The sequence below is a fragment of the Leisingera aquaemixtae genome, assembly GCF_006740765.1.
Classification (GTDB): Bacteria; Pseudomonadota; Alphaproteobacteria; order Rhodobacterales; family Rhodobacteraceae; genus Leisingera; species Leisingera aquaemixtae.
The window spans coordinates 1177732-1197855 of record NZ_CP041159.1 but is presented as its reverse complement, the minus strand read 5'-3'; the positions used below and the strand labels follow the sequence as shown (position 1 = coordinate 1197855).

General features: G+C 64.3%; 18 protein-coding genes. 6 read left to right on the top strand and 12 right to left on the bottom strand.

The window, feature by feature from the left end:
• Positions 1 to 149: 149 nt before the first annotated feature.
• The 6 genes from R2C4_RS07520 to purC all read right to left on the bottom strand — a co-directional run bounded on the left by R2C4_RS07520 (position 150) and on the right by purC (position 8605).
• A complete protein-coding gene (locus R2C4_RS07520; RefSeq protein WP_141890163.1) occupies positions 150 to 3077 on the bottom strand; it encodes an Rne/Rng family ribonuclease in 2928 nt (975 codons plus the stop codon).
• 588 nt (positions 3078 to 3665) lie between these two features.
• A complete protein-coding gene (locus R2C4_RS07515; RefSeq protein ID WP_058286696.1) occupies positions 3666 to 5003 on the bottom strand; it encodes a sigma-54-dependent transcriptional regulator in 1338 nt (445 codons plus the stop codon).
• Between the two features lie 30 nt (positions 5004 to 5033).
• On the bottom strand, positions 5034 to 6806 hold the full coding sequence (locus R2C4_RS07510; protein WP_058286695.1) for an ATP-binding protein: 1773 nt from the start codon (positions 6804 to 6806) through the stop codon (positions 5034 to 5036).
• 36 nt (positions 6807 to 6842) lie between these two features.
• Positions 6843 to 7511, bottom strand: coding sequence for a phosphoribosylformylglycinamidine synthase subunit PurQ (gene purQ, locus R2C4_RS07505; RefSeq protein WP_141890162.1), 669 nt, complete (start codon positions 7509 to 7511; stop codon positions 6843 to 6845).
• Positions 7511 to 7741, bottom strand: coding sequence for a phosphoribosylformylglycinamidine synthase subunit PurS (gene purS / locus R2C4_RS07500; RefSeq protein ID WP_027243772.1), 231 nt, complete (start codon positions 7739 to 7741; stop codon positions 7511 to 7513). Before purS ends, purQ begins: the two co-directional genes overlap by 1 nt.
• A 102-nt stretch (positions 7742 to 7843) precedes the next feature.
• Positions 7844 to 8605: a phosphoribosylaminoimidazolesuccinocarboxamide synthase gene (gene purC, locus R2C4_RS07495; protein WP_008555976.1), complete on the bottom strand. Its 762-nt coding sequence runs from the start codon at positions 8603 to 8605 to the stop codon at positions 7844 to 7846.
• 272 nt (positions 8606 to 8877) lie between these two features.
• On the opposite strand from purC, the gene R2C4_RS07490 reads away from it, so the two are divergent.
• From R2C4_RS07490 to bmt, 3 genes are all read left to right on the top strand, one after another.
• Positions 8878 to 9195: a DUF1476 domain-containing protein gene (locus R2C4_RS07490; RefSeq protein ID WP_141890161.1), complete on the top strand. Its 318-nt coding sequence runs from the start codon at positions 8878 to 8880 to the stop codon at positions 9193 to 9195.
• A 240-nt stretch (positions 9196 to 9435) separates the two neighbouring features.
• Complete coding sequence (locus tag R2C4_RS07485; protein ID WP_141890160.1) at positions 9436 to 11322, top strand: phosphatidylglycerol lysyltransferase domain-containing protein; 1887 nt, start codon at positions 9436 to 9438, stop codon at positions 11320 to 11322.
• A 67-nt stretch (positions 11323 to 11389) separates the two neighbouring features.
• Positions 11390 to 12412, top strand: a complete 1023-nt coding sequence (gene bmt / locus R2C4_RS07480) for a betaine--homocysteine S-methyltransferase (protein ID WP_141890159.1) — start codon at positions 11390 to 11392, stop codon at positions 12410 to 12412.
• Positions 12413 to 12519: 107 nt separating this feature from the next.
• Here bmt and R2C4_RS07475 read toward each other — a convergent pair whose 3' ends face one another.
• On the bottom strand, positions 12520 to 12798 hold the full coding sequence (locus R2C4_RS07475; protein ID WP_141890158.1) for an acylphosphatase: 279 nt from the start codon (positions 12796 to 12798) through the stop codon (positions 12520 to 12522).
• 73 nt (positions 12799 to 12871) lie between these two features.
• Complete coding sequence (locus R2C4_RS07470; RefSeq protein ID WP_141890157.1) at positions 12872 to 13951, bottom strand: PA0069 family radical SAM protein; 1080 nt, start codon at positions 13949 to 13951, stop codon at positions 12872 to 12874.
• A 222-nt stretch (positions 13952 to 14173) separates the two neighbouring features.
• Here R2C4_RS07470 and R2C4_RS07465 point away from each other — a divergent pair, with 222 nt between their 5' ends.
• Both R2C4_RS07465 and R2C4_RS07460 read left to right on the top strand, forming a co-directional pair.
• Positions 14174 to 14872: a corrinoid protein gene (locus R2C4_RS07465; protein ID WP_058286688.1), complete on the top strand. Its 699-nt coding sequence runs from the start codon at positions 14174 to 14176 to the stop codon at positions 14870 to 14872.
• 1 nt (position 14873) lies between these two features.
• On the top strand, positions 14874 to 15602 hold the full coding sequence (locus R2C4_RS07460) for a DUF1638 domain-containing protein (RefSeq protein WP_141890156.1): 729 nt from the start codon (positions 14874 to 14876) through the stop codon (positions 15600 to 15602).
• Between the two features lie 47 nt (positions 15603 to 15649).
• Here the strand turns inward: R2C4_RS07460 and R2C4_RS07455 are convergent, their stop codons facing one another.
• Positions 15650 to 16060 carry a SufE family protein gene (locus tag R2C4_RS07455; protein ID WP_008555164.1) on the bottom strand — a complete coding sequence of 137 codons (411 nt, stop codon included), beginning with the start codon at positions 16058 to 16060 and terminating at the stop codon, positions 15650 to 15652.
• A 135-nt stretch (positions 16061 to 16195) separates the two neighbouring features.
• Between R2C4_RS07455 and R2C4_RS07450 the strand changes: the two genes are divergently transcribed.
• Positions 16196 to 16708, top strand: coding sequence for a hypothetical protein (locus R2C4_RS07450; protein WP_141890155.1), 513 nt, complete (start codon positions 16196 to 16198; stop codon positions 16706 to 16708).
• A 75-nt stretch (positions 16709 to 16783) separates the two neighbouring features.
• Here R2C4_RS07450 and rnd read toward each other — a convergent pair whose 3' ends face one another.
• The 3 genes from rnd to purM all read right to left on the bottom strand — a co-directional run bounded on the left by rnd (position 16784) and on the right by purM (position 19992).
• The gene (gene rnd, locus R2C4_RS07445) at positions 16784 to 17941 is read right to left on the bottom strand and encodes a ribonuclease D (protein WP_141890154.1); all 1158 of its coding nucleotides are present in this window, start codon (positions 17939 to 17941) and stop codon (positions 16784 to 16786) included.
• A 411-nt stretch (positions 17942 to 18352) separates the two neighbouring features.
• Positions 18353 to 18949, bottom strand: a complete 597-nt coding sequence (gene purN, locus R2C4_RS07440; RefSeq protein ID WP_141890153.1) for a phosphoribosylglycinamide formyltransferase — start codon at positions 18947 to 18949, stop codon at positions 18353 to 18355.
• Positions 18946 to 19992 carry a phosphoribosylformylglycinamidine cyclo-ligase gene (purM, locus tag R2C4_RS07435; protein ID WP_141890152.1) on the bottom strand — a complete coding sequence of 349 codons (1047 nt, stop codon included), beginning with the start codon at positions 19990 to 19992 and terminating at the stop codon, positions 18946 to 18948. The genes purN and purM overlap by 4 nt, the downstream gene beginning before the upstream one ends.
• Between the last annotated feature and the right edge of the window lie 132 nt (positions 19993 to 20124).

The following is a 20124-nucleotide window of genomic DNA, read 5'->3' as shown; positions in this document are numbered from 1 at the left end:
CGCCCGCGCCTTGCGGCACCGGAGTTCTGCAAGAACTGCGGCCCGGAAAACTGTGTTTCGTGCGCAGCCAGAGGTTTCCAGATTGGAGGCAGCCCCAAATGAAAAAGGCAGGCCTGGCGGCCTGCCTTTTCGCGTGTTCTATGCTGGGCTCAGCCGCCCATCGACCACCAGCCGCGGCGTTTCGGCTTGGACGAGGCTGCGGGTTCCCGCTCAGCGGCGGCGCCAGCCATGGCAGGCTCCGGCTGTTTTTCCTCTTCCGGCGCAGCGGCGGGTTCCAGCTCAGCGGCCTCTTCCACAGCAGTCTGCTCCTCGGCTGGTTCCGCATCGGGTTCCTCAGAAGGCTGCTCTTCGGCCGCTTCGGCAGCAGCTTCTGCAGGCGCCTCAGCCTCTGCCTCTTGCGCAGCAGCAGGTTCTTCTGCCGGAGCGGCCTGTTCAGCTTGCGCAGCGGGCTCTGCGTCCTGGGCGGCAGCGGCGTCTGTGCTGTCCGCAACGGCCTCAACCGCCGGTTCTGCAGTCTCATCAGCCTGAGCTTCCGCGACCGTCTCAGCCACAGGCGCTTCGGCAGCGGCGGGCGCTTCCTCTGCGGCGGCTTCGGAGCCTTCCGCAGCAACTGCGTCTGCCTCGGCCTGCTTGCTCTTCGGTTTGCGCGAACGGGACCGGGTGCGGGTGCGGGAGGGCTTCTTCTCCTTCACGTCTTCCGCGGCAGGCTCTTCCGCCTCAGAGTCAGCTTCCAGCGCCTCGTCAGCCTCTTCCTTCGGCTGATCCTGGTCTTCGGAGGTGTCCTCGCCGTTCTCGCCCGCCTGGGCCTGATCGCCGTTGCCGGACTTCCGGCGGCGGCGGCGGCGGCGCTTGCGCTTGGGCTTGTCGTCCTGCTGCGCATCGTCCTCAGCGGCCTCAACGGCGACGGGGGCCTCTTCCTCGTCCTGCTGCGCTTCGTCAGCGTCCACCTGCTCCATGATCGAGGTATCCACCGACACCACCGGAGCGGTGGCCGCAGGCACGGTGCGGGAAGCGGTCTTGAACTTCTCCAGCACGAAGTCCGGGCTGACCAGATGCGCGTCGCCTTCGATGCGCACGGACAGGCCGTAACGCGCCTCGATCTGGGCGATGTGCTCGCGCTTCTGGTTCATCAGGAAGTTGGCGATGGAGACCGGGCAGCGCACCAGCACCTCGCGGGAGCGGCGGCGGGTGCCCTCTTCCTCGATCTGGCGCAGAATCGACAGCGCCATCGAGTCGTCAGAGCGGATCAGTCCGGTGCCGTGGCAATGCGGGCACGGTGCGGTGGTCGCCTCGATCATGCCGGGGCGCAGCCGCTGGCGCGACATTTCCATCAGGCCAAAGCCCGAGATCCGGCCCACCTGGATGCGGGCGCGGTCGGTCTTCAGCTTATCCTTCATGCGCTTTTCGACCGCGGCGTTGTTCTTGCGCTCGTCCATGTCGATGAAGTCGATGACGATCAGGCCCGCAAGGTCGCGCAGGCGCAGCTGGCGCGCCACTTCTTCGGCGGCCTCCAAGTTGGTCTTGAGCGCGGTTTCCTCAATCGAGGCTTCCTTGGTCGCCCGGCCGGAGTTCACGTCGATCGCCACCAGCGCCTCGGTCACGCCGATGACGATGTAACCGCCGGATTTCAGCTGCACGACCGGGTTGAACATGCCGCCCAGGTAGCTTTCGACCTGGTAGCGGGCGAACAGCGGCAGCGCGTCCTGGTAATGCTTCACGTTCTTGGCGTGGGACGGCATGATCATTTTCATGAAGTCCTTGGCGATGCGGTAGCCGCGGTCGCCTTCCACCAAAACCTCGTCGATGTCGCGGTTATAAAGATCGCGGATCGAGCGTTTGATCAGGTCGCCTTCCTCATAGATCTTGGCCGGCGCGATGGATTTCAGCGTCAGCTCGCGGATCTGCTCCCACAGGCGCTGCAGGTATTCGTAGTCGCGCTTGATCTCCGCCTTGGTGCGCTTGGCCCCGGCGGTACGCACGATCAGGCCCGCGCCGGTCGGCACGTCCAGTTCGGAGGCAATGTCCTTGAGCTTCTTGCGGTCGGCAGCATTGGTGATCTTGCGGGAGATGCCGCCGCCGCGGGCGGTGTTCGGCATCAGCACGCAGTAACGGCCGGCCAGCGACAGATATGTGGTCAGCGCTGCGCCCTTGTTGCCGCGCTCTTCCTTGACGACCTGCACCAGCAGCACCTGGCGCACCTTGATCACTTCCTGGATCTTGTAGCGGCGCGGGCGGGGTTTGCGCGGCGGACGGATGTCCTCACTGTCGTCCTCTTCGGCGACGGATTCGATGGTTTCATCCTTGGTGGCCGCGTCGGCCCGGCGGGACTCACCGTTTTCGTCGCCCTCGTCGCCGGCAGCGTCCTCTGCCTTGACTTCTTCGGCGTCCGCTTCGGTTTCGGCCTCGGCAGCTGCTGCCTCAGCTTCGTCCGCAGCCTCGTCACCCGCCACAGCAGAAGCACCCGCCTCTGCCGCCTCAGCGGGGGCTTCATTCTCGTCTTCCGGCTCTTCCACCGGGGTTTCCGCAACACGTTCCACCGGCGAGGAGCCTTCAGGCACTTCGGCCAGTTCCGCAGGCACATCCGCAGCCGCGGCGCTATCGCTCAGGTCGATGGTTTCCATCCCTGCGATTTCGCCGGTCTTCTCGTCAGAGACGCCGACTTCCTTGGTCTCCACCGCATCGCCGGAGGAGGCCTTGGCCGCCTTGGCCGAAGACTTGGACCGGCGCGACCGCTTGGGTTTGGACGGTTTTTCTTCTTCTTCCTCGTCGCGCGCGCGCATCGCCTCGGCATAGGCGCGCTCTTCTTCCATCAGCGCTTCGCGGTCGGCCACCGGGATCTGGTAATAATCCGGGTGGATTTCCGAGAACGCCAGGAAGCCATGGCGGTTGCCGCCATAGTCAACAAACGCCGCCTGCAGCGACGGTTCGACCCGGGTTACTTTTGCGAGGTAGATATTGCCAGCAAGCTGGCGTTTGTTTTCGGACTCAAAGTCGAACTCCTCAACCTTGTTTCCATCGACCACCACAACGCGGGTTTCTTCCGCGTGGGTGGCGTCAATAAGCATCTTATTTGCCATTTGTCCTTGGTGCACCTGCCCTGTGCGCCCGCAAGCTGTCTGCTTCCAGGCGGCCGCGCGCGTTTCGGGTGGTGTCTTGTCAGGGCGATCTGGGACGGCGCGGTGCAGCAGGTGGTCCCGGGGACTATGCCCGGCCTTCCTGCCTCAGTGCTCTTCGCTCTCGCGCGCGTCATCGCGGTTCTTCTCCGGCAGGCAAGCCGCGGCCTGTCCTGCCTAATAATCCCTGCGCCGGGTTAGATTCCGGCTCGGGCGCTAAACTGCCCCCTTGGATCAAGGGGGCCAATCGGTCTGGCTGCAGCTTTCTCGGATCGTGCCGGACAAAAGCCGAAGCCAGCGAAACTCATCAGAACGGGGGAAGCCAAGTGCCGGTTTCCGGCCCGTTCGGACAGCATAAGGCCTGTGGATAGGTAATGACAATGGGCATTCGTCACCGCAGGACCTGAAAATGAATCCAGCCTGCTCTTACCCGGAAAAACGTTAACTTTTCGTTGAAATTCAGCGAAGTGCCGGACTTCTGCGGCAGTTCCGGCCCCCGAAACGAAACGCGCCCGGACCGTGTCCTGCGTCAGGAAACGGCCCGGACAGCGGTCACGCCAGATAATCCGAGCGCTGCAGGCCGTATTTCGCCATTTTCTCGTTCAGCGTCCGGCGCGGCAGGCACAGCTCGTCCATCACGCTGGCGATCGAGCCCTTGTGGCGGCGCATGGTGTTGTCGATCAGCATCCGCTCGAAGGCTTCCACATATTCTTTCAGCGGCTTGCCCTCGGTGGTCATTACCGGCTGCATTTCCTCGTGATCGGACATCAGGAGCGACGCGATGGTTCCGGAGCCTCGGCGCGACTGCAGCACGGCACGCTCGGCGATGTTGATCAGCTGACGCACGTTGCCCGGCCAGGGCGCTTGCAAGAGCTGCGCGGCCTCCTGAGCGCTGACCTGCGGCGCATCGCAGCCGTATTCCTCGGAAAACTGCTCGCTGAGGCGGGTGAACAGGGTCAGGATATCCTCGCCGCGCTGGCGCAGCGGCGGCACGGTGATGCGCAGCGCCGCCAGACGGTAGAACAGATCCGGGCGCAGCGCGTCCTCACAGGTCTTGCCGGCTTCCTGCAGGTTGGAAATGGCGATGATCCGGGTTTCGGCAGGCGTGCCCTGTTCGTTGATCACGCTCAAGAGCTTGGCCTGCAGGGTTTCCGACAGCGCGTCGATGTCTTCCAGCACCAGAGTGCCGCCGCGGGCCTCCTCAATTGCGGGCAGCATGCTGTCTTCGGGCTGCATCGGGCCGAACAGGCGCTTGGCCAGCGCCTCCTCTTCCAAAGCAGCGCAAGAGACCAGCACGAATTTCTTGCCCGCGCGGCTGCCGACCGCGTGCAGCGCGTGGGCGACCAGCGTCTTGCCGGTGCCGGTTTCCCCGTCGATCAGCACGTGGCCGTCGGCCTGGCCGAGGTCCAGAATATCCTCGCGCAGGCGCTCCATCACCGGGCTTTGACCGATCAGCTTTTTCATGATCTGCGAGCCGTCCGACAGCTCGCGCCGCAGCGCCCGGTTGTCCAGGGTCAGGCGGCGGGCGCCGGTGGCGCGCTTGGCCAGCTCCGACATGCGGTCCGGGTTAAAGGGCTTCTCCAGGAAGTCGAAGGCCCCCACCCGCATCGCCTCCACCGCCATCGGCACATCGCCATGGCCGGTGATCATGATCACCGGCAGCGCGCTGTCGGTGCCCATCAGCTTTTTCAGGAACTGCATCCCGTCCATGCCCGGCATCTTGATATCGGAAATCACGATCCCCGGGTAATCCGGCCCCAGCACCTTCAGCGCTTCCTCGGCGCTGGGGAAGGTTTCCGTGTCATACCCCGACAGCGCCAGCCACTGGCTGATCGACTGCCGCATATCCTGTTCATCATCAACGATCGCGATTTTCATAGCCTGGGCCATGCGCGTTCTCTCCTAATCACTCCGGGCGGCCTATTCGGCAGCCTCGATACCGTCCACCAGGACCGGCAGTTGCATCTCAAAGACCGCGCCGCCGTTCTGGCCATTGCGGGCGGTCAGCCGTCCCCCAAGGTCGTTGACGATCCCCGAGGAGATGGCAAGACCCAAACCAACCCCGTCCCCGGGCTGCTTGGTGGTGTAGAAAGGCTCAAACAGGTTGTCGAAGTCCTTGATTCCCACCCCGTTGTCGCGCACCGACAGGGTTGCCGTCTCACCGGCGGCCAGCAGGATTTCCACCTCAGGGTCCGCCACGGATTTGGTGGCGTCCAGCGCATTGCGCAAGAGGTTGACCATAACTTGTTCCAGGCGCATCCGGTCGCCCATCACCATAACAGGTTCTTCGGGCAAAATCCGGGTGATTTTCACATGCCTTTGGCGCAGCTGCGGTTCCATCATCGACAGGCTTGACGCCAACGCATCGCCCAAGTTTACAGGGCTGAACGCATCGCCGCCCTTGCGCGCATAGGACTTCAGCTGGCGGGTGATCGCCCCCATCCGCTCAATCAGGTCGTCAATGCGGCCGAAGGAGGCCAGCGCCTCATCCGGTCGGTTGCGGTTCAAGAGCAGGCGGGCGCCGGCCAGATATGTTTTCATCGCGGCCAGCGGCTGGTTCAGCTCGTGGCTGACCGCCGCGGACATCTCCCCGAGGGCAGCCAGTTTGGAGCTTTGGGCCAGGCTCTGCTCGGCCACCGCAAGGGTCTTTTGCATCCGTTCACGCTCGGCAATTTCCCGCTGCAAACGCGCATTCAATACGCGAAGCTCTGCCGACTCCCGCTGGAACAGCGCCATCCGCAGCGCGGTCTTGCGGCTCAGCGCATAGAAAGCCAGCGCCAGCAGGATCGCGAATCCCATAATTTCCAGCGCCAGCACGGCATTTACCCGCTCCCGCACCGACGAATAGGTGGTGAAGGACGCCATCCGCCAGCCTTGGAACGGCACCCTTGTTTCCAGCCGCATCACCGCCTCGCCCTGCAGGTAGGCGTCGGGGGGCAGCGCGGTCCAGTCGGTGGTCGCGCGGATCGCCCGCTGGATCGCGCCTTCCGGCGTCTGCAGCGTCAGCGCATCGCCTTCCTTAAGGCCGCGCCAGCGCGCCTCGGTGGCCAGAATGATGGTGCCGGTGCTGTCGGTGACCAGCACCGCGTCGGAAATCCCCGCCCAGGCGCGCTCGAACTTCTGCAGGTCCACTTCAACCACAATCGCGCCCAGCACACCGGTCGCATCAATGATGCGGCGCGAATAGGTGAAGCGGTAGCCGCCGACCTCGCGCGGGATCACCGAGAATACGGTCGACTTGGCCCGCACCGCATCAACGAAATAGGCGGCATTGCGGTGGTTCGAGCCCAGCCGGTTGCGGTCCGTGGCCGCCACCGTGCGCCCGTCCTGCGCCAGCAGCATGATCGAGGCCGCGCCGATTTCATCGACAAAGGAGATAAGCCGCTGGGTAGACAGGGAGAAATCATTGGACTGCAGCGCCGAGATCAAGGTCTGGTCGCGCGCCAGCAGCTGCGGCACGATGGCGTGCTGGCGCAGCTCGCTCAGCAGGTTGCCGGAATACAGCGCCAGCCGCAGCTCGGCCCGGTTGCGGGTGCTTTCGGTGAACCGGTGGGTCAGCGCCCGGTTGGTGGTCCAGACGGTGACCGCGGCCACCACCATGAACAGCACAAGCCCAAGCCGCGCCCGCCACGAAATCGTGCGCGAACCAGCCTTTGCCTTGCTTTTGATCATCTCAGAGCGCGGGGCGGTCATGACTCATACCTATTGCGGCCGCCCCGCATCCTCAAGTCACGCCGCGGTGACCATTCCCGCCAATGCGCGGAACACTGCCGCACCGTCGGTGCCGCCATGACCCTCATCCGCAGCCCGCTCCGGGTGCGGCATCATGCCGAGAACGCGGCGGTTGTCCGACAGGATGCCGGCAATGTCCGCGACCGAGCCATTGGGGTTGTCTTCATAGGTGAAGGCCACCCGGTCCTGGTCCTGCAGCGCCTTGACGGTGTCCGCATCGGCGAAATAGTTGCCGTCGTGGTGGGCAATCGGGACCCCGATCACATCACCCGCATTGTAGCCTTGGGTAAAGACGCTGTCAGAGGTCGCCACCTTAAGGTTCACGGTGCGGCAAATGTATTTCAGGCCTGCATTTCGCAGCAGCGCTCCCGGCAGCACGCCGGTTTCGGTCAGGATCTGGAAACCGTTGCAGACGCCAATGGCATAGCCGCCGCGCTCGGCGTGCTCAATCACCGCCTTGCAGATCGGCGACTGGGCCGCAATCGCGCCGCAGCGCAGGTAGTCGCCATAGGAAAAGCCGCCCGGCACGCCAACGATGTCCACACCCTCAGGCAGGGCACTGTCCTTATGCCAGACCATCGACACATCGAAGCCGGCCTGCTCGAACGCCACCGCCAGATCGCGGTCGCAGTTCGAACCCGGGAAGACTACTACCGCCGCCTTCATCACTGCATCTCGATGCTGTAGGATTCGATCACGGTGTTGGCCAGCAGCTTCTCGCACATCGCGGTCACATCTGCTTCGGTCGCGCCTTCGGCCAGATCCAGGTCAATCACTTTGCCCTGGCGCACACCTTCAACCTTGTCAAAGCCCAGGGCCCCCAGCGCGTGGCGCACAGCCTCGCCCTGCGGATCCAGAACCCCGTTCTTCAGCATCACATGCACCCGTGCCTTCATCGCATCATCCCTCAGGTTTTCGATGGCGAAGCCCCATCCAGGCTTCATCTTTCTAAAAATACTCAAGGACCCGCGGCGCGGCAGGCGCAGCGGGTCCCGATCTCAGTTCACCAGCGTCGGCTTGCCCGGCGCAGGCGGGTTATTCGGCATCACGCCCAGGCGGCGCGCCACTTCGCTGTAGGCATCGGTCAGACTGCCGAGGTCGCGGCGGAATACGTCCTTGTCGAGCTTCTGGCCGGTGTTGATGTCCCACAGGCGGCAGCTGTCGGGGCTGATCTCATCGGCGATCACCAGGCGCTGGAAGTCGCCCTCGTAAATGCGGCCGATCTCGATCTTAAAGTCGACCAGGCGGATGCCGACCGCCAGGAACACGCCAGACAGGAAATCATTCACCCGCAGCGCCAGGCTCAAGATATCGTCCATGTCCTGCTGGCTGGCCCAGCCGAAGGCGGCGATATGCTCTTCGGTGACCAGCGGATCTCCCAGGGCGTCGTCCTTGTAGCAGTATTCCACGATCGGCCGCGGCAGCTGGGTGCCCTCATCGATGCCCAGGCGCTTGGAGATGCTGCCCGCCGCATAGTTGCGCACGATGATCTCCAGCGGGATGATCTCGCAGCTGCGCACCAGCTGCTCGCGCATGTTCAGACGCTTCAGGAAATGGGTCGGCACACCGATCTGCCCCAGCCCCAGCATGAAGAACTCGCTGAGGATGTTGTTCAGGACTCCCTTGCCTTCGATCACGTCGTGCTTTTCGGCGTTGAAGGCGGTGGCGTCATCCTTGAAATACTGCACAATGGTGCCCGGCTCCGGGCCTTCATACAGTGTCTTTGCCTTGCCTTCGTAGATTTTTTTGCGGCGCGCCATTGGGAACCTTTCGGGTCATTGCCGGGAATCCGGCCCTGCGATGTGCCGCCCTCATAGTGCAAGGGGGCTTCAGCCGCAAGCTTGCTGCACAGGCCCGCCATGCCGCGGGCGTTGCGGCGGCCGCCCCCGAACCGGCACCCGGATCCGGCCAGCCGCTGCCCTGCTTAGGACAAATCCGCCCAAAGGCTTTATCAGGAACTGTTTTTTCTTGCCCTGGGGAGCAATCATACTCCTATCATACCACAGGTGCACAAGGTTAATGAGGATCAGCCATGACAACATTCGACGAACGCGAGCAGGCCTTTGAGGCCAAGTTTGCGCATGATGAGGAAATGCAGTTCAAGGCGCGGGCGCGCCGCAACAAGATGCTGGGCCTGTGGGCGGCTGACCTTTTGGGCAAGACCGGCTCCTCGGCCAATGAGTATGCCCAGTCGATTGTGGCAGCGGACCTTGAGGAAGCCAGCCATGAGGACGTGGTGCGCAAGCTGACCGGCGATCTGGGCAGCCGGGCCAGCGAAGAGCAGATCCGCATGAAACTGCAGGAACTTCTGGTGCAGGCGCAGGCAGACATCCTGAACGAGACGAGCTGAACAAACTAGCAGCGGCAAAAGGCCCGGCTGGAATACCCCCGGTCCGCCCTGTGTCCGGGCGCCTGCCGCCCCGGTGCGGCACAGGCCGGCGGCGGGAGCGTGCTGCCTTGGTGCGCCGGTTTGCCTCCGGCACGGCACCGCCGGGCCGACACCCGTCAATTTTAAGGGTTAACCGAACCGACAACCGCATCCCCTATACTGCCGGGCAAGGTGTTTGTTGCGCGCCAGTCCGGGAGTGCCATGACGTTTTCCGTATCCTCCGCCCCCAGAACGGCCGCGCGGCTGCTTCGGCTGGCCGTTCCGTTTGCGGTCATGGCGGGCTGCCTGTGGCTTCTGCAGGTGCAATCGGACCTGCCTCCCCTGGACGAGCTTGGCACCCTCGTCTTTGACCTCCCGGCATGGAAATGGGCGGGCGCTGCGCTGGCCACTGCTGTCAGCTTCTGGGCGCTGGGACGTTACGATTGCGTTGCCCACCGCCACCTCGGCACCGGGCTCGACGGACCGGCTGCGCGCCGTGCCGGCATGGCCGCCATCGCCTTTTCGCAGACCGCCGGTTTTGGCCTGATCACCGGATCCTATGCCCGCTGGCGCCTGCTGCCCGGCTTGACGCCCCTGCAAGCAGGACAGCTGACCGCGCTGGTTGCTGCAACCTTTCTCGCTTCCCTGGCGGTGATCTGCGGCGCGTCCCTGATCGCCGCGCCGCCTGCGCCGGGCCTGGCATGGGCGGGCGCCCTGATCCTGCTGGCCGCAGCAGCGCTTGCCGCCTGCAGCTTTCTGATCCCGCAACCCCAGCTGTTCGGGCTGCAGCTGCGCTGGCCGTCGCTGACCGCGATGACTGCCTTGGGGTTTTGGGCGGCAGCCGACGTTGCTGCCGCAGGCACGGCCCTGTGGCTGCTGCTGCCGTCCGGCACCGGCGTTGCCTGGGGTCAGCTTCTCACCGCCTATGCTGTGGCCTTGGGCCTTGCGGTTGTCTCTTCCGCGCCCGGCGGGGCGGGACCGTTTGAGCTGGCGCTTTGCGCGCTGCTGCCTGCGGTTCCGGACCACAGCCTGATCGCCGCGCTGCTGGCCTTCCGCGTGATTTATTATGCCGTCCCAGCAGTAATCGCCGGATTTCTGCTGGTCTTTCCCGGTCTATTGGCAGCGCAAAAGACAGCAGTGGACGACACCGATCTGCTTGGCAGCCGCAGCCAGCCGGCCGCCGCCCTGCCCTGGGACCGCTGCTGTGCAGAGACCGGGATCATCCGCCAGAACGGCGGCCGGGTCCACGCCTTTGGCCTGAACCGTGTTGCCTTGCTGGACAGCGCCCAGGCCTCGGTGGCGCTGTTCGACCCGCTGTCGGGACTGACCGGAGAAACCTTTGCCCCGCTCGCGCGGCATGCCCGCCGCCGCAACGCCGCGGCCTGCTATTACAAATGCAGCGCGCGCACGGCGCTTCTGGCCCGCAAGTCGGGCTGGAAAGTGCTGCGCATCGCCGAAGAGGCGGTGCTCGACCCGCGGGCCTTCTCCGAGAACGGATCCAGCCGCCGCCAGCTGCGCCGCAAGCTGCGCCACGCAGAAAAAACGAGCATTGACGTCTACCGCGCGGTGAACCGCCTGCCATTTGAACAAATGCAAGAGGTTGATAGCGCCTGGCAATCGGCGCATGGCACCGCCTATGGCACCACGATGGGCCGCTTCGAGCCCGGCTATCTGGCCTGCCAGGAGGTGATCCTGGCCTTCCGCGAGGGGCAGCTCATCGGTTTTGCCAGCTTCCACACTTCGGCCCGTGAATGGTGCCTGGACCTGATCCGCTTGCGCCCTGATGTGCCCGACGGCGCTGGCCATGCGCTGGTGCGGGCAGGCATTGCCGCCGCCGCCGCGGACGGCATCCCCCGGCTGTCGCTGGCCGCGGTGCCGGATCATCGCTTGGCCAAGGGCGTGGACCGCGGCCTGCGCCGGTTCAAGGAGTGCTTCGCCCCGCGGTGGGAGCCGCGCTATATGGCAGCGCCCGGCTGGTTGCAGATGGCCATATCCATTGCCGAGCTGCTGCGCCTGGTGCACCGCCCGCCGCCAGTGCTGCCTGCCGCAGCGCCGCAGACTCATAATGAAGATGAAGAAAATGAAATTGCCCTTGCCCGCCCGGCGTGAGACAGGGGAAACAGACCACTTTGCCGTCCGCACCGCCGGGGCGGCCTGCTGACATGGGACAAAACTGATGACGAATACTTTCAAACAGCTGCTGGACACCAGGGATGTGCTGCTGGCGGATGGCGCAACCGGCACCAATCTGTTTGCCATGGGTCTGCAGTCCGGCGATGCGCCGGAACTGTGGAACGTGGACGAACCCAAGAAGATCATGGCGCTGTACCAGGGCTCTGTCGATGCGGGCAGCGACCTGTTCCTGACCAACAGCTTCGGCGGCACCGCCGCACGCCTGAAACTGCATGACGCACAGGGCCGCGTGCGCGAGCTGAACCGGATTGCCGCCGAGCTTGGCCGCGAAGTGGCCGATAAGGCGGAGCGCAAGATTGCCGTGGCCGGCTCCGTCGGTCCGACCGGGGAAATCTTCGAACCCGTCGGCGCCATGTCCCACGCGCTGGCGGTTGAGATGTTCCACGAGCAGGCCGACGCCCTGAAAGAAGGCGGCGCTGATGTGCTGTGGCTGGAAACCATTTCCGCGCCGGAGGAATTCCGCGCTGCGGCGGAGGCCTTCAAACTGGCAGACATGCCCTGGTGCGGCACCATGAGCTTTGACACCGCTGGCCGCTCCATGATGGGGGTAACCTCGGCCGATTTCGCCCAGCTGGTGGAGGAATTCGACAACGCGCCGCTGGCCTTCGGCGCCAACTGCGGCACCGGCGCCTCCGACATTCTGCGCACCGTTCTGGGCTTTGCCGCCCAGGGCACCGAGCGCCCGATCATCTCCAAGGGCAATGCCGGCATTCCGAAATATGTCGACGGCCACATCCACTACGATGGCACCCCGGAACTGATGGGCGAATATGCGGTAATGGCCCGGGACGCGGGCGCCAAGATCATCGGCGGCTGCTGCGGCACCATGCCCGACCACCTGCGCCACATGCGCGCGGCGCTCGACAGCCGCCCGCGCGGCGGCCGCCCGGCACTGGAACAGATCGTCGAGGTTCTGGGCCCCTTCACCTCTGACAGCGATGGCACCGGCGAGGATGCCGCAGCCGGCGGCGAGCGCCGCGGCCGCCGCGGCCGCCGCCGCCCCTGACCACAGCAGCAGGCCAGTAAAGGCCGGAACAGGATTGGCGCCGCATGTCAGCATGCGGCGCTTTTTTTAGCTCCCGTTGCCCGCACCGCCGCGGTCCTCACCTTTGCTTAGCCGACAATGCTGAATCCGCGGATCTCCGGGTCGGGATCGGTTTTCTCCGTCAGAACGTCCTTCACTGAGGCCGCCCCGAGGCCGCGGCCCATTCTGCGCACCATGTCGGCGACACTGGCCGACGGCCCTATCAGCAACGCCCGCACGGACCCGTCAGGTTCATTGCGGACCCAGCCCGTGAGCCCATGACGCATCGCTTCCGCCCTGGCCCAGGCGCGGAAAGCCACGCCCTGCACGCGCCCGGTGACACGCGCCTTCACAGCTACAGATGCCATTGGACACCTTCCTTTCCGTCATGAAGACCTCCAGCATAGCACAGAAGCGCCGCCACGGCGGTTCAAGAACAGATCAGAACAACGCCAGTTGATCGCCGGGCTGCGGCGGGCGGGCGAACAGATCGCAGCGCAGCTCCGGCGTCCGCTCCCGCAACCCCAGACGCTTGCAGGCCGCCTTGAAACGCTGCGCGATCATCTCGGCGTACCGGCCCTCGCCCCGCATCCTGTGGCCCCAGCGCGGGTCATAATCGCGCCCGCCGTGCATCTCCCTCAGCCGCGCCATCACCTTGGCGGCGCGGCCCGGCTCATGTTCCGCCAGCCATTCCTGCCACAGCTCCGACACCTCCCGCGGCAGCCGCAGCATGATCCAGCTTGCGGCATCGGCGCCGGCATCAGCCCCCGCGGCCAGCAGCGCCTCCAGCTCATGATCCGTCAGCCCCGGCACTACGGGAGAAGTCATCACCCGCACCGGCACGCCTGCCGCCGTCAGCCGCCGGATCGCGGCCAGACGCCTGGCGGGAAGTGGCGCACGCGGCTCCATCCGGCGCGACAGATCCGCATCCAGGGTGGTGACGGAAATGCCGACCCGCACCAGCCCCTTCGCTGCCATCGGTGCCAGGATATCGAGATCGCGCTCGACCAATGCGCCCTTGGTTACAATTGCCACCGGGTGATTGAAATCGCGCAGCACCTCCAGGCAGGCCCGGGTGATGCCATAGTTCCGCTCACACGGCTGGTAGGGATCGGTATTGGTGCCAAGCGCGATAGTGGCCGCCTTGTAGTGCGGCGCCGACAACTCCCGCCGAAGCACCGCCGCCGCATTGGGCCGCGCAATCAGCCGTGTTTCGAAATCCATCCCCGGCGACAGGCCCAAGTAGGCATGGGTGGGCCGCGCAAAGCAGTATATGCAACCATGCTCGCACCCGCGGTACGGGTTGATCGACCGGTCAAACGGCAGATCGGGCGACCGGTTGTAGGTGATGATCGACCGCGCCGCCTCCTGCCGCACCTCGGTGGGAATCACCGCCTCCGGCGTCTCCTGAAACCAGCCGTCATCGACCGCATCGCGCACCATATCATAGCGGCCTGCCGCATTGCTGAGGCTGGCGCGCGCTTTGCGGCGCAGGGGATCTGGCGTGAATTCCTGTGGCATAGGCGCAAAATAACCGCCACACCGGAACAAATAAAGAACAAATGGCCAAAATCGAAGATTTCCATGTGGAATCTTCATTATTCTTGCACCGAAATTGTCTCTATACGTCGGTTAGAACAGCGGCAATGTCGCAAATAATGCAGTCCGCGGGCGGCATTCTGTCACAAAAGCTTCTGAAATAGGCCAACACCGGGGACATCCCCGTCAGCAAGGATTAGGCGCATGTCGGACGAAGAAGACATCATCCTCTCGGAACTCGATGACGAGGAACTTGTTCAGCAGATGTTTGACGACCTCTATGATGGTCTCAAAGAGGAAATCGAAGAAGGCGTGAACATCCTTCTCGAGCGCGGCTGGGCGCCTTACGACATCCTGACCAAGGCTCTGGTGGGCGGCATGACCATCGTCGGCGCCGACTTCCGCGACGGCATCCTGTTCGTTCCCGAAGTGCTGCTGGCGGCCAACGCGATGAAGGGCGGCATGTCCATCCTGAAGCCGCTTCTGGCGGAAACCGGCGCCCCGCGCATGGGCTCCATGGTGATCGGCACCGTCAAGGGCGACATCCACGACATCGGCAAGAACCTGGTGTCGATGATGATGGAAGGCGCCGGCTTCGAAGTTTACGACATCGGCATCAACAACCCGGTCGAGAACTACCTGGAAGCCATGGCTGAGCATAAGCCCGACATCCTCGGCATGTCCGCTCTGCTGACCACCACTATGCCCTACATGAAAGTGGTCATCGACACCATGATCGAGCAGGGCCTGCGCGACGACTACATCGTGCTGGTTGGCGGCGCGCCGCTGAACGAAGAGTTCGGCAAGGCAATCGGCGCCGACGGCTATTGCCGGGACGCAGCCGTGGCCGTGGAAATGGCCAAGGATTTCGTCGCGCGCAAGCACAACGCGATGAGCGCCTGATTTGGCACGCAAAGGACGCGCAGCCCGCTTGACAGAGCGGGCTGCCTTCCGCCCCCCCACCGGGCGGACACTTGAGGAAAGCTCCCTCACCGAACAGGGCCTGGCCGCCCCTGAAAAGAAGACCGGCCGCATCCTGCTGATCGCCTGCGGCGCGCTTGCGCGTGAAATCATTGACATCAATGAGAAAAACGGGCTGGATCACATCGACCTCACCTGCCTGCCTGCCAAGTTGCACCTCTATCCGGAGCAGATTGTGGACGCCATCGACGGCGCCGTGGCCAAGCATTCAGCCGTCTATGACAAGATATTTGTGGTTTATGCCGATTGCGGCACCGGCGGCGCGCTGGAGCGCAAATGCGCCGAGCTGGGCGTCGAGATGGTGGCAGGCCCGCATTGCTATTCCTTCTTCGAGGGCAACGAGATCTTCGCCCGCCATTCGGAAGAAGGCGAAATCACCGCCTTCTACCTCACCGATTTCCTGGTCAAGCAGTTCGACGCTTTCGTCTGGCGCCCGATGGGCCTCGACAAGAATCCGGAGCTGCGGGACATGGTGTTCGGCAACTACACCAAGCTGATCTACCAGTCGCAGACCAGCGACCCCAAGCTGATGGAAAAGGCCCGCGCATGCGCAGACCGCATGGGGCTGGAGTTCGAGCACCGCCACACCGGCTATGGCGATCTGGAAACATCCCTGACCGCCTGGGCCAAGGGTTCCTCTTCTTCTGGCTGAAAATATCCCGGGGAGCGCGAGGGGCCGGCCCCTCGCCCCGGTCAGCCTCAGGCCTGCGCCATCGCGGTTTCGCGGATCCGCTCGATCATTGCCCTGAGGCCATTGGAGCGCTGCGAGGACAGATGCTCATTCAGCTCCAGCCGGCCCAGTTCCGCCTTGGCGTCCACCGACACCACCTGCTGCAGGGGCAAACCGTTATACAGCTTGCGCAGCACCGCGATCAGACCGCGCACAATCATTGCGTCGCTGTCGCCGTCGAACCGGAACACCCCGCCCTCGACCGTCGCATGCAGCCACACCTGGCTGGCGCAGCCGTCGACCTTGGTGGCGGGCACCTTCAGCGCGTCGTCCAGCGGCTCCATCGCCTTGCCCAGGTCGATCACATGGCGGTAACGGTCCTCCCAGTCCTCCATGAACTCGAAGTCTTCCACGATCTCTTCAAAGGCGGCTGTGGCCATCGTCCGTCCATCCTCAAAATCCGCATTCCGGGGCTGATCAGCACCTAAGCCCCTGCCCGCACCATTTCAACCGCTTTTCAAGCTTCGGCCAATCGGGTAATCCCTTGCAAAGACATTTTGAATGGGCGGGGACAGATGCACAAACCATTGGCTCTCACATTGGCCGCAGCGCTGGGTCTGGCCGGCTGCGGCGGCTGGAAAGACTCGCGGGTCAACCCCACCAACTGGTTCGGCAGATCGGCCCCCGCAGAGGCAACGGTGCCGCAGGGCACCAATCCGCTGCTGCCGCAAGAAAGCAACGCGCGCGGGATTTTCGCCAAGAAGCCGCCAGAGGACAAAAGCGTCCTGATCAGCCAGGTCACCGGGCTGCAGATTGAGCGCACCGCCTCCGGGGCCATCATTCACGCCTCCGGCGTTGCTGCGCGCCAGGGCGCGTTTGATGTCGAGCTGCGCAAGGCTGAAACAGCAGAGGACGGCGTTCTGGCCTATGACTTCCGGGTGGTCTATCCGGAGGAAGCAACCCTGAAGGGCAGCGAATTCAGCCGGACGCTTCACGCGGCCCGCACGCTGTCCAATGAGGATCTTGAGGCAATCCGCCTGGTCCGGGTGAACGGCGCGGAGAACGCACGGGAAAGCCGCCGGCGCTGATCCTTAACGCTGTAAAGGACTGAAACAAAAAACGCCCGCGTTTGCGGGCGTTTCTTTTGCGCAGGTGAGAGCTCTTTACAGCTCCACCACCTGTACCGCCTGGCCGTTGGCGGCAAGGCCGATCTTGCCCTCGCAAAGCCGCAGCGCATCGGCACCGAACACCTCGCGGCGCCAGCCGCTAAGGGCCGGCACATCCCGCAGGCCCGCAGCGATGGCATCCAGATCGGCGCTCGGCGCGATCAGCTTGGCCGCAACGCCCTCGGCCTCGGTCTTGGCCTTCAGGAGCACCCGAAGCAGGTCTGCCAGCGCCGGGTTCACCTGCAGCTTCTCCCTGCTGCGGTCCAGGCGGGGGAACTTCTCCGCCGGGCAGCTGACGCCCTTGGCCACCGCCTCCAGGATGCCCTCGGCAATCGCGCCTTTGCGGGCCTCGCGCAGCAGCAGACGAGAGCCGCCCAGCTCCGCCGCAGTGCGCGGCTTGGTCGAGGCCAGCTCCACCAGCGCGTCATCCTTGAACACCCGGTTGCGCGGCACGTTGTTGCTCTGCGCGTAAATCTCGCGGAACGCCGCCAGCTCGCGCACCACCGCCAGGAACTTGCCCGAGTTGGTGCGGGTCTTGACCCGCTGCCAGGCCTCCTGCGGCTGGATGTCATACGTTGCCGGATCGGTCAGCACTTGCAGCTCTTCCGCGACCCAGTGGGACCGGCCGCTCTTGTCCAGCTCGGCCGCCAGGAATTCGTAGATCTTGCGCAGATGGGTCACATCCGCCAGCGCATATGTCTTCTGCGCCTCGCTCAGCGGGCGGCGCGACCAGTCGGTAAAGCGCGAGGTCTTGTCCAGCCCCTGCTTGACGATCTTGCGCACCAGGGTTTCATACCCCGCCTGCTCGCCAAAGCCGCAGACCATTGCCGCAACCTGAGTGTCAAACAGAGGCTTGGGAAAGACGCTCGCATCGACCCAGAAGATCTCGAGGTCCTGACGTGCGGCATGGAACACCTTAACCACGCTTTCGTCGCGAAACAGCGCATAAAGCGGCTCCAGCGAGATGCCCTCGGCCAGCGGGTCAACCAGCACAGCGTCGTTTTCACCATCGCCGGCAAAGGCCAGCTGAATCAGGCAAAGCTTGGAATAATAGGTCCGCTCGCGCAGAAATTCGGTATCCACAGTGACATAGGGATGCTGTGCGGCGGCATCGCAAAAGGCCTGCAGTTCTTCGGTCGTGGTCAGGGTTTTCATCAATTACCGCTTTTCAATCTCACGTGGGCCGGGACGTGATACGCGCTTGTTCCGGGCAATGCAAACAGGTGCCGCTGCCGCCGTGGATTTGTGCTGCAAGCGGCACAGCCGCTGGCGTACCGGCGCCCCTGAATTCACTGTTTGTGATAATACTGTCGTCAAACATTCATTTCCCTGATGTAAGTGCAGCCCCTAGATTAGGTGTGCATCGCAAACAGGAGAATGACCGATGACTTCACTCGACTTTTCCGCCGCAAAAACTGCAGGAACTGCGCCGCATCGCGGGATGATTCCGCTGCTGGCTGCTGCTGCTTTGCTATTGCTTCTGAGCCTGCCCGCGCTTCTGGCCCCGGCCCCGCCGAAGGATCTGCTGGATTGGCACGGCAACAGCGCAGCCGTGCAGGAACGGCGCTAGGGCAGCTGGACCGGGGTTTTGTCGCCAGCGGCAAAGCGGCGCAGCACGGCCGGGTACAGCTTGTGCTCCTGCACCAGCACCCGCGCCGCCAGCGTTTCCGGCGTGTCGCCGGGCAGAACCGGCACCCTGGCCTGGCCCAGCACCGGGCCGTCGTCCAGGCGCGGCGTCACCTCATGCACGGTGCAGCCATGCTCCGCGTCGCCCGCCTCAAGCGCGCGGGCGTGAGTGTGCAACCCTTTGTATTTCGGCAGCAGCGAGGGGTGAATGTTCAGCATCCGGCCTTCGAACTGCGACACGAACCCGGCGGTCAGAACCCGCATGAAACCGGCCAGACAGACAATATCCGCACCGGCCTCGAAAATGGGTTTCACCAGCTCAGCCTCAAAGGCCGCCCGGTCGCCCTGAAAGGGGCGGTGGTCCACCACGGCAGTGGCCACACCTGCGGCAGCGGCCTTGGCCAGCCCGCCGGCACTTGCGTTGTTGGACAGTACCAGACAGGCCCGCGCCGGATGGCCGCCGGTCATGCTCTCCAGCAGCGACACCATGTTGGAGCCGCCGCCGGATATCAAGATCGCGACCTTCTTGTGGCTCACAGCAGCTTGCCCGCATAGCGCATGCCGGCGCCTTTGGTGACGGTGCCCAGACGGGCCACTGTCTCGCCTTCGGCTTCCAGCACCTTCACCAGCTCATCGGCGCGGTCCGCCGCGACCGACAGGATCATGCCAATGCCGCAGTTGAAGGTCTTGAGCATTTCTGCTTCGGCAATGCCGCCGGTCTCTGCCATCCATTTGAACACGGGCGGCAGGTCCCAGGCGTTCAGGTCGATGTCGGCGCCCAGGTCCTCGGGCAGCACGCGCGGCAGATTCTCGGTCAGGCCGCCGCCGGTGATATGGGCCAGCGCATGCACGCCGCCTGCCCGCACCGCCGCCAGGCACTGCTTCACATAGAGACGCGTCGGGGTCAGCAGCGCCGCGCCCAGAGTGCCTTCGCCAAACGGGCAGTCCGCATCCCAGCCCAGCCCGGAGACCTCGACCAGCTTGCGCACCAGGGAATAGCCATTGGAATGCACGCCGTCGGACGCCAGCCCCAGCAGCACGTCGCCCTCGACCACGCCTTCAGGCAGCGCAGAGCCGCGCTCCATCGCGCCCACGGCAAAGCCTGCAAGGTCAAAATCGCCTTCGGGGTACATGCCCGGCATCTCTGCCGTTTCTCCGCCGATCAACGCGCAGCCGGAGCGCACGCAGCCCTCGGCAATGCCCTCGATGATGCGGGCAGCAGTGTCGGTTTCCAGTTTTCCGGTGGCGAAATAGTCGAGGAAGAACAGCGGCTCAGCGCCCTGGCACACCAGGTCGTTGACGCACATCGCCACCAGGTCGATGCCAACGCCATCCACCACGCCGGTGTCGATCGCGATCCGCAGTTTGGTGCCGACACCATCGGTGGCGCCGACCAGGATCGGATCGCTGTAACCGGCGGCTTTCAGATCGAACAGAGCGCCAAATCCGCCCAGCCCGCTGGCCACGCCGGGGCGGTTGGTACGCTTGGCGGCCGGCTTGATCCGGTCGACCAGGGCGTTGCCCGCATCAATGTCCACACCTGCGTCTGCATAGGTCAGGCCGTTCTTGCCGCTGGTCATCATTTGGCTCCTTCCAACACGTTGCGGCAGCCTTTAGCGCAAGGCGGAAGAGAAGGAAACAAGCGATTGCATCCCGGCACAGAAGGCCGCGGCCGCAGCACCGCGATGCAATCGCCGCTTGACCTCCCGCGC

What these genes read in the sequence shown, in the direction of transcription:
- R2C4_RS07520 (WP_141890163.1), bottom strand. Translation starts at nt 3,077, where the DNA reads ATGGCAAATAAGATGCTTATTGACGCCACCCACGCGGAAGAAACCCGC.
- R2C4_RS07515 (WP_058286696.1), bottom strand. Translation starts at nt 5,003, where the DNA reads ATGGCCCAGGCTATGAAAATCGCGATCGTTGATGATGAACAGGATATG.
- R2C4_RS07510 (WP_058286695.1), bottom strand. Translation starts at nt 6,806, where the DNA reads ATGACCGCCCCGCGCTCTGAGATGATCAAAAGCAAGGCAAAGGCTGGT.
- purQ (WP_141890162.1), bottom strand. Translation starts at nt 7,511, where the DNA reads ATGAAGGCGGCGGTAGTAGTCTTCCCGGGTTCGAACTGCGACCGCGAT.
- purS (WP_027243772.1), bottom strand. Translation starts at nt 7,741, where the DNA reads ATGAAGGCACGGGTGCATGTGATGCTGAAGAACGGGGTTCTGGATCCG.
- purC (WP_008555976.1), bottom strand. Translation starts at nt 8,605, where the DNA reads ATGGCGCGCCGCAAAAAAATCTACGAAGGCAAGGCAAAGACACTGTAT.
- R2C4_RS07490 (WP_141890161.1), top strand. Translation starts at nt 8,878, where the DNA reads ATGACAACATTCGACGAACGCGAGCAGGCCTTTGAGGCCAAGTTTGCG.
- R2C4_RS07485 (WP_141890160.1), top strand. Translation starts at nt 9,436, where the DNA reads ATGACGTTTTCCGTATCCTCCGCCCCCAGAACGGCCGCGCGGCTGCTT.
- bmt (WP_141890159.1), top strand. Translation starts at nt 11,390, where the DNA reads ATGACGAATACTTTCAAACAGCTGCTGGACACCAGGGATGTGCTGCTG.
- R2C4_RS07475 (WP_141890158.1), bottom strand. Translation starts at nt 12,798, where the DNA reads ATGGCATCTGTAGCTGTGAAGGCGCGTGTCACCGGGCGCGTGCAGGGC.
- R2C4_RS07470 (WP_141890157.1), bottom strand. Translation starts at nt 13,951, where the DNA reads ATGCCACAGGAATTCACGCCAGATCCCCTGCGCCGCAAAGCGCGCGCC.
- R2C4_RS07465 (WP_058286688.1), top strand. Translation starts at nt 14,174, where the DNA reads ATGTCGGACGAAGAAGACATCATCCTCTCGGAACTCGATGACGAGGAA.
- R2C4_RS07455 (WP_008555164.1), bottom strand. Translation starts at nt 16,060, where the DNA reads ATGGCCACAGCCGCCTTTGAAGAGATCGTGGAAGACTTCGAGTTCATG.
- R2C4_RS07450 (WP_141890155.1), top strand. Translation starts at nt 16,196, where the DNA reads ATGCACAAACCATTGGCTCTCACATTGGCCGCAGCGCTGGGTCTGGCC.
- rnd (WP_141890154.1), bottom strand. Translation starts at nt 17,941, where the DNA reads ATGAAAACCCTGACCACGACCGAAGAACTGCAGGCCTTTTGCGATGCC.
- purM (WP_141890152.1), bottom strand. Translation starts at nt 19,992, where the DNA reads ATGACCAGCGGCAAGAACGGCCTGACCTATGCAGACGCAGGTGTGGAC.